This window comes from Actinosynnema sp., assembly GCF_052038725.1.
The window spans coordinates 1-7,989 of sequence record NZ_JBQGCX010001359.1; the positions used below are offsets into that span (position 1 = coordinate 1).

A 7,989-nucleotide genomic window follows, 5' to 3' on the forward strand; every position below is an offset into this window, starting at 1 on the left:
ACCTCGGCGGTGATGGCGGCGTAGGTCTCCGTGGTGGAGTCCTTGGAGAAGCCGCCCTCCTCGATCAGGCCGGGCACCTTCTGCCCGCCCTGCCAGCCGCCGGTGTACTGGCCGCGCGAGGTCGTCTCGTCGAACGGGCCCACCAGCCGGGTGGCCGACAGGACCTTCACCTTCTCCGCGCGCAGGTCGCTGGGGCGGAAGGAGACGGGCTCCTCCATCGCGGTCAGCGCCAGCAGCTGGAGCAGGTGGTTCTGGATGACGTCGCGCGCCGCGCCGATCCCGTCGTAGTACCCCGCGCGACCGCCGAGGCCGATGTCCTCGGCCATGGTGATCTGCACGTGGTCGACGTAGTTCGCGTTCCAGATGGGTTCGTACAGCTGGTTCGCGAAGCGCAGCGCCAGGATGTTCTGGACCGTCTCCTTGCCGAGGTAGTGGTCGATGCGGAACACCGACTCCTCGGGGAAGACGTCGTTCACGATCCCGTTCAGCTGCTTCGCGCTGGCCAGGTCGTGCCCGAACGGCTTCTCGATCACCACGCGGCGCCACTGGGTCGGGTTGTCGCCGGGGGGCGAGGCCAGACCGGCGCGCTTGAGCTGGTTCACCACGGTGGTGAACGCGCTCGGCGGCACCGACAGGTAGAACGCGTGGTTGCCGCCCGTGCCGCGCTCCTCGTCGAGCGACTTGATCGTCTCGGCGAGCGCGTCGAACGCGGCGTCGTCGTCGAAGCTGCCCTGCACGAAGCGGATGCCCTCGGCGAGCTGGTCCCACACGGCCTGCCGGAACGGCGTGCGCGCGTGCTCCTTGACCGCGTCGTGGACGACCTGCATGAAGTCCTGGTCCTCCCAATCGCGGCGGGCGAACCCGACGAGCGCGATGCCCGGCGGCAGCAGGCCGCGGTTGGCCAGGTCGTAGATGGCGGGCATGAGCTTCTTGCGCGACAGGTCGCCCGTCACGCCGAAGATCACCAGGCCGCTGGGGCCCGCGATGCGGGGCAGCCGCTTGTCCCTGGGGTCGCGCAGCGGGTTGCGCTGCTCGGCGGTGGTCACGAGCCGTCCTCCTGGATGGCCTCCACGAACTGGGCGAGCCCGGCGACCCGGTCGGTCAGGTGCAGCCGCAGCACCGGGCGGCCGTGCTCGGCGAGCACCTGCCCGTCGCCGAGTGCCTGCGCCAGCTGGAGCGTCGCCAGGTCGTAGGGGCGGCCGGGGACGGCCAGCTCCTGGTCGGTGTGGCCGGTGAGCTGGAGGAACACGCCGTTCTGGTGACCGCCCTTGTGGTACTGGCCGGTCGAGTGCAGGAAGCGCGGGCCCCAGCCGAAGGTGGTCTGCAGGTGCGTGCGCTTGGCCAGCTCGGCGCGGCTGAGCGCGAACGACGCGTCGTTCACCCGGTCCAGGTAGGCCTGCACCGACAGGTAGCCCTTGTCGGGGGCCGCCGCGACCAGCGCGCGGATCGCCTCGGCGACCGTCTTGACGCCCTTCGGCAGCCAGTCGCCGCCGGAGACGTGCACCTCGACCGGGCCGTCGGTGAACGCGGGCGTCGCGGGCTCGGACGCCGGGGCGTCGAGCAGCGAGCGCGCCGCCTTCTTCGCCGCCTCCACGTCGGGCTGGTCGAACGGGTTGATCCCGAGCACCCGGCCCACCAGCGCGGTGGCGACCTCCCACAGCAGGAACTGGGCGCCCAGGGAACCCTCGACCGCGAGCGCGGAGGACCCGGTGGCCGGGCCGATCGCGACGGTCGTGGCGTCGGAGCCCGCGTCCACGAAACCGGGCGCGCCGGGACCCTCCACCACGACGGGCAGCAGGCCGGTGCTGTTCTTGCCGGTGGACTCGGCCACCAGCTGCTCGGCCCAGTCGCCCAGGCCGGAGATGCCCGAGCCGGTGTCGGCGAGGACGACCTTCTCCGCGCCGTGCGCGTGCGCCACGCCCAGCACGGCGGCCAGCCGCACGGCCGGGTTGTCCGCCGAGTCGGCGAACACCAGCGGCGCGGCGGCGGCGGCCTCGTCGAGCAGCTTCTCCACGTCCACGCCCGCCAGGCCCGACGGGACCAGGCCGAACGCGGTGAGCGCCGAGTAGCGACCGCCGACGTTCGGGTCGGCCAGGAACACCTTGCGGTACCCGGCCTCCTCGGACGCCTTCTGCAGCGGCGAGCCGGGGTCGGTCACCACGACGATGCGCGACTTCGGGTCGACGCCCGCAGCCGCGAACGCGTCCTCGAAGATCCGCCGGTGGCTGTCGGTCTCCACCGTGCCGCCGGACTTGGACGACACCACGAGCACCGAGTGCTCGGGGCTCTCCACCAGCGCCTCGACCACCTGGTCGGGGTCGGTGGTGTCCAGCACCACCAGGGGGACCCCGGCGGTGCCGGTGATCACCTCGGGCGCGAGCGAGGAACCGCCCATGCCCGCGAGGACCACCCGGTTGACGCCCTCGGCCAGCAGCTCCGCGCGCAGCGCGGCGATCTCGGCCAGCAGCGGGCGGGACGTCTCGTGCAGCTTCGTCCAGGCGAGTCGGATCGACGCCTCGGGCTCGGCCTCGGGACCCCACAGCGTGGCGTCCCCTGCGGCGAGCCTGCTGGGGACCGCGTCGCGGAGCAGGTCGGACACGACGGTCTCGACCTGCTCCGCGTTCGGCGCCCGGACGATCTCCACGGAGATCACCTCGGTCATCGTCAGCCCTTCGCCTTCTCCAGCTGACCGGTGACGGTCTCCAGCAGCTCGGCCCAGGACTTCTCGAACTTGTCGACGCCCTCGGTCTCCAGCGTGACGAAGACGTCGGTCACGTCGACGCCGGCCGCCGCGATCGCGTCGAACACGGCCTGCGCCTCGTCGGCCTTGCCGGTGACCGTGTCACCGGTGATCTGACCGTGGTCGGCGACCGCGTCCAGGGTCTTCTCCGGCATGGTGTTGACCACGCCGTCGACGACCAGCTGGTCGACGTACCGGGTGTCGGAGTAGTTCGGGTCCTTCACGCCGGTCGACGCCCACAGCGGGCGCTGCGCGTTCGCGCCGTCCGCCGCGAGGGCCTCCCAGCGCGGGCCGGAGAACACCTCCTGGTAGGCGGCGTAGGCCAGCACGGCGTTCGCGATCGCGGCCTTGCCCAGCAGGGACTTGGCCTCGTCGGTGCCGATGGCGGACAGCCGCTTGTCGATCTCGCTGTCCACGCGGGACACGAAGAACGACGCCACCGAGTGGATGGTGCGCAGGTCGTGGCCGTTGGACTTGGCCAGCTCCAGGCCCGCCAGGTAGGCGTCCATCACGGCGCGGTAGCGCTCGGTGCTGAAGATCAGCGTCACGTTCACGCTGACGCCCTCGCCGAGCGTCTTGGTGATCGCGGGCAGGCCCTCGACGGTGCCGGGGATCTTGACCATCAGGTTCGGCCGGTCAACGGCCTTCCACAGGTCGAGCGCCTCGGCGGCGGTCTTGTCGGTGTCCTTGGCCAGGCGCGGGTCCACCTCGATGGACACCCGGCCGTCGACGCCGTTCGACTTGGCGTAGACGTCGCGGAACAAGTCGCACGCGTTGCGCACGTCGGTCGTGGTGGTCTCGCGCACCACGGCCTCGGTGTCGGCGCCGCGCGCGGCCAGCTCGCGCACCTGCGCGTCGTAGGCGTCGCCCTTGGACAGGGCGCCGGCGAAGATCGTCGGGTTGGTGGTCACGCCGACCACGGCCTTGTCCGCGATCAGCCCGGCCAGGTTGCCCGAGTCCAGCCGCTCGCGCGACAGGTCGTCGAGCCAGATCGACACACCGGCGGCGCTGAGGTCGGCCAGCGGTTTCGCAGTCATGTTCGCTTCTCCCCTAGAAAAAGAGTCGTCGGTCAGCGGGTGGCGTCCAGCGACCGGCGGGCGGCGGCCACGACGTTCTCGGTCGTGAAGCCGAACTCGCGGAACAGCGTCTGGTAGTCGGCGGAGGCGCCGAAGTGCTCGATCGAGACGATCTCGCCCGCGTCACCGGTGAACCGGTGCCACGGCTGGGCGATCCCGGCCTCGACCACGACGCGCGCCTTCACCGAGGACGGGATGACCGACTCGCGGTACGCCTCGTCCTGGGCGTCGAACCACTCGACGCACGGCATGGACACCACACGCGCTGCAACGCCGTCGGCCTCCAGGACCTTCCGCGCCTCCACCGCCATCTGCAGCTCGGAGCCGGTGGCGATCAGCACGACCTCGGGAGCGCCGTTCGCGGCGTCCTCCAGCACGTAGCCGCCCTTGGCGACGCCCTCGAACGCCTTCTCCCTGGTGCCCTCGAGCACCGGGAGGTTCTGCCGGGTCAGCGCGAGGCCTGCCGGACCGGTCGGGTTCTCGATGATCGCCTTCCACGACGCCGAGGTCTCGTTGGCGTCGCCGGGGCGGACCACCGCGAGACCGGGGATCGCGCGCAGCGCGGCCAGGTGCTCGATCGGCTGGTGCGTCGGGCCGTCCTCGCCGAGGCCGATGGAGTCGTGCGTCCACACGTAGGTGACCGCGGACTTCATCAGCGCGGCCAGCCGCACGGCCGGGCGCATGTAGTCGCTGAACACCAGGAACGTGCCGCCGTACGGGCGGGTCGGGCCGTGCAGCGCGATGCCGTTGAGGATCGAGCCCATCGCGTGCTCGCGGATGCCGAAGTGCAGCGTGCGGCCGTACGGGTTCGCGCTCCACGTGCTCGTGGAGGAGCTGACCGGGCCGAACGAGTCCGCGCCCTTCATCGTGGTGTTGTTCGACTCGGCCAGGTCGGCCGAGCCGCCCCACAGCTCCGGCAGGACCGGGGCCAGCGCGGACAGCACGTCACCGGAGGCCTTGCGGGTCGCGACGCCCTTGGCGTCCGGCTCCCACACGGGCAGCGCGTCGGCCCAGCCCTCGGGCAGGTCGCGGCCGATCAGGCGGTCCAGCAGCGCCTTGCGCTCCGGGTTCGCCTCCGCCCACGCGTCGAAGGACTTCTGCCACTCGGCCTTGGCCGCCTCACCGCGCTTGATGACCGAGCGGGTGTGGTTGATCACCTCGTCGGAGACCTCGAAGGTCTGCTCCGGGTCGAAGCCCAGCGCCTTCTTGACCTCGGCCACCTCGGCGTCGCCCAGCGCGGAGCCGTGGATCTTGCCGGTGTTCATCTTGTTCGGCGCCGGGAAGCCGATGATCGTGCGCAGCACGACCAGCGACGGGCGGGCCGTCTCGGCGCGGGCGGCCTCCAGCGCGGCCAGGATGCCGGAGATGTTCTCGCCGGACTCCACGACCTGCACGTGCCAGCCGTACGCCTCGTAGCGCTTGGCGGTGTCCTCGGACAGCGCGATCGCGGTGTCGTCCTCGATCGAGATCTTGTTGTCGTCGTAGATCAGCGTGAGGTTGCCCAGCTGCTGGTGGCCCGCGATCGACGAGGCCTCGGAGGTGACGCCCTCCTCGATGTCGCCGTCGGAGGCGATCACGTAGACCTGGTGGTCGAACGGGCTCTCGCCCGCCGGGGCGTCCGGGTCGAACAGGCCGCGCTCGCGGCGGGCGGCCATCGCCATGCCCACGGCCGAGGCGAGGCCCTGGCCCAGCGGGCCGGTGGTGATCTCCACACCGGGGGTGTGGCGGTGCTCCGGGTGGCCGGGGGTCTTGGAGCCCCAGGTGCGCAGCGCCTTCAGGTCGTCCAGCTCCAGGCCGTAGCCCGCCAGGTACAGCTGGATGTACAGCGTCAGGCTGGAGTGACCCGCCGACAGCACGAAGCGGTCGCGGCCGATCCAGTCGGCGTCGGCCGGGTCGTGGCGCATCACCCGCTGGAACAGCGAGTAGGCCACGGGGGCGAGGCTCATCGCGGTGCCGGGGTGGCCGTTGCCGACCTTCTGGACGGCGTCGGCGGCGAGGACCCGCGCGGTGTCGACGGCGCGCTTGTCCAGCGCGGTCCAGTCGGCGGGGACGGTGGCCTCGGTCAGCCGGGTGATGTCATCGGACACGGAGATTCCAGCTCCAGTCTCAGTGCGGGCGGCGGTCCACAGACAAGGCTTCTCAATCGATCCCGTCAGGGCCTATCCGCGGTTTTTGCTCATCCTCCGACCAGCCTAGTCCGCTGTTCGGGCGCATGTGCCACCGAACGCGCGCAGATCCGCTGTGCGTGATCGCACAGGGCGTGTGCGCGGTGTGGTGCCGCTGGTCACCACCTACCCGAAAGGGCCGGCTCCACACCTCGCGGTTACGATCCGTTCATCCCCGATCTGACAGAGGAGCGCCCTGCGATGAGTGCCGTTGCGCAGGCCCCTGCGCGGACTCCGCGGCAGGTCGTCGGCGCGTACGTCGCGCTGACGAAGCCGAGGGTGATCGAGCTGCTGCTGATCACCACCATCCCGGCGATGCTGCTGGCCGAGCGCGGGCTGCCGCCGCTGTGGCTCATCGCGTGCACGCTCGCGGGCGGGACGCTCGCCGCGGGCAGCGCCAACGCCCTGAACTGCTACATCGACGCCGACATCGACTCGGTGATGAAGCGCACGGGCGCCAGGCCGCTGGCCAAGAACTCGATCCCGCCGCGCAACGCGCTGATCTTCGGCGTCGTGCTCGGCGTGGTGTCGTTCGCGTTCCTGTGGATCACCACGAACCTGATGTCCGCGGTGTTCGCCGTCGCGACGATCCTGTTCTACATCTTCGTGTACACGCTGGTGCTCAAGCGCCGGACCTCCCAGAACATCATCTGGGGCGGCCTCGCGGGCTGCATGCCGGTGGTCATCGGCTGGTCGGCGGTGACCGGCACGGTGGAGCTGCCCGCGCTGGCGATGTTCGGCGTGATCTTCTTCTGGACGCCGCCGCACACCTGGGCGCTCGCGATGAAGTTCAAGGAGGACTACGCGCGGGCGGGCGTGCCGATGCTCCCCGTCGTGGCCACCGCGCAGCAGGTGACCAGGCAGATCGTCATCTACTCCTGGGCGACGGTGCTGTGCAGCCTGCTGCTGGCCCCGGTGACGAGCTGGATCTACGTGGGCGTGGCGCTGGCGTCGGGCGTGTGGTTCGGGGTGTTCGCGCACCGGCTGCACGGGGTGGTCCGCAAGGGCGGGTCGACCAACACGATGAAGTTCTTCCACATGTCGAACCTGTACCTGACCCTGGTGTTCTGCGGCCTGGCCGTGGACGCGGTGGTCGGCCTTCCGGTGCTCGGGTGGCCGTTCTGATCTCGGGCTAGCGCCCGGCCGAGGCCGGGGTCCGGTTTTCCGGGCCCCGGCTTTCGCTTTTTCCGGGGGTTTTCGGCGGTTTTCCGGGCGCGGGGTCTCAGGGGTTCTTCAGGTTCTCGGCGAGGAGGGCGGTCAGGTCGAGCTCCGCGAGCGCCGGGTTGGCGTACCCGTGCTCCTCGGTCCACGGCACGTCCCCGTCGTCCACGGTGACCCGCCAGTCGGCGTCGGGGAGGGCGCGGCGCAGCTCGGTGACGGCGGCCTGCCAGTGCACGAGCGAGGGGACGGTGCGGTCGAGCTCGAAGGGGAGCTTGGTGGAGCCGTTGAGCACGGCGCCGTCGACCGGGTACAGGTAGAGGCCCTCCTCGTCGTCCGGGTAGGGAGCGGTGTCGTTCCACCGGGTGACGATCGCGTCGACGGCGGCGAGCTCGGCGTCGGTGAGCGGGGTGGCGCGGGTGGCGGTGTAGTAGAGCGAGACTCCCATGGGGCGGAGGGTAGGGGCGGGGGCCGACAGCTCCGGGCGGTCGCCCCGGCCGGGCCACGCCGCTCCAGGGGACCGCACCACCCGCTCGGGGGAGCCGAAGACCGTCCCGCGCGGTCCGGCGGGGCGCGCACCCCGCCGAACGGGCCGGCCCTCGGGCGGTCACGCGGACCGGGGGAGCACCTGAACGGCCCTCGCGTTCACTCGTCCGCGCGCCGCTGCCTTCCCCGGACGGCTCAGGGTGCTCGCCGCGACCCGGTTCCCGCCCTCACTCGTCGGCGTGCCGCTGTTTTCCCGGACCGCCCACGGTGCTCGCCGCGGCCTGGCCTTCGCCCTTGCTCGTCGGCGTGCCGCTGTTTTCCTGGACCGCCTACGGCCTCGCCGCGACCCGGTTCCCGCCCTCAC

6 protein-coding genes are annotated in these 7,989 nt (G+C 71.4%); 1 reads left to right on the forward strand and 5 read right to left on the reverse strand.

The genetic code is table 11. The annotated features are described in order from the left end of the window. The 4 genes from zwf to tkt form a co-directional block, all read right to left on the reverse strand. Positions 1–1,046 (reverse strand): glucose-6-phosphate dehydrogenase (zwf, locus tag ACTUAL_RS28660; protein ID WP_440902421.1); only part of this gene is annotated, 1,046 nt, incomplete at its 3' end. Beyond that, positions 1,043–2,662, reverse strand: a complete 1,620-nt coding sequence (locus tag ACTUAL_RS28665; RefSeq protein ID WP_096496077.1) for a glucose-6-phosphate isomerase — start codon at positions 2,660–2,662, stop codon at positions 1,043–1,045. The genes zwf and ACTUAL_RS28665, both read right to left, overlap by 4 nt. A 2-nt stretch (positions 2,663–2,664) precedes the next feature. After that, a complete protein-coding gene (gene tal, locus ACTUAL_RS28670; RefSeq protein WP_015803894.1) occupies positions 2,665–3,777 on the reverse strand; it encodes a transaldolase in 1,113 nt (370 codons plus the stop codon). Positions 3,778–3,809: 32 nt separating this feature from the next. Then, a complete protein-coding gene (tkt, locus tag ACTUAL_RS28675) occupies positions 3,810–5,909 on the reverse strand; it encodes a transketolase (RefSeq protein ID WP_440902423.1) in 2,100 nt (699 codons plus the stop codon). 273 nt (positions 5,910–6,182) lie between these two features. Here tkt and ACTUAL_RS28680 point away from each other — a divergent pair, with 273 nt between their 5' ends. After that, entirely contained in the window at positions 6,183–7,106 is a 924-nt protein-coding gene (locus ACTUAL_RS28680) for a heme o synthase (protein ID WP_096496075.1), read from the forward strand. A 97-nt stretch (positions 7,107–7,203) separates the two neighbouring features. Here the strand turns inward: ACTUAL_RS28680 and ACTUAL_RS28685 are convergent, their stop codons facing one another. Beyond that, positions 7,204–7,587, reverse strand: coding sequence for a hypothetical protein (locus ACTUAL_RS28685; RefSeq protein WP_440902422.1), 384 nt, complete (start codon positions 7,585–7,587; stop codon positions 7,204–7,206). Between the last annotated feature and the right edge of the window lie 402 nt (positions 7,588–7,989).

Bases quoted from the DNA above. Each gene is read 5' to 3' on its own strand.
- ACTUAL_RS28680 (WP_096496075.1), top strand. From the start codon at position 6,183: ATGAGTGCCGTTGCGCAGGCCCCTGCGCGGACTCCGCGGCAGGTCGTC.
- ACTUAL_RS28665 (WP_096496077.1), bottom strand. From the start codon at position 2,662: ATGACCGAGGTGATCTCCGTGGAGATCGTCCGGGCGCCGAACGCGGAG.
- ACTUAL_RS28685 (WP_440902422.1), bottom strand. From the start codon at position 7,587: ATGGGAGTCTCGCTCTACTACACCGCCACCCGCGCCACCCCGCTCACC.
- tal (WP_015803894.1), bottom strand. From the start codon at position 3,777: ATGACTGCGAAACCGCTGGCCGACCTCAGCGCCGCCGGTGTGTCGATC.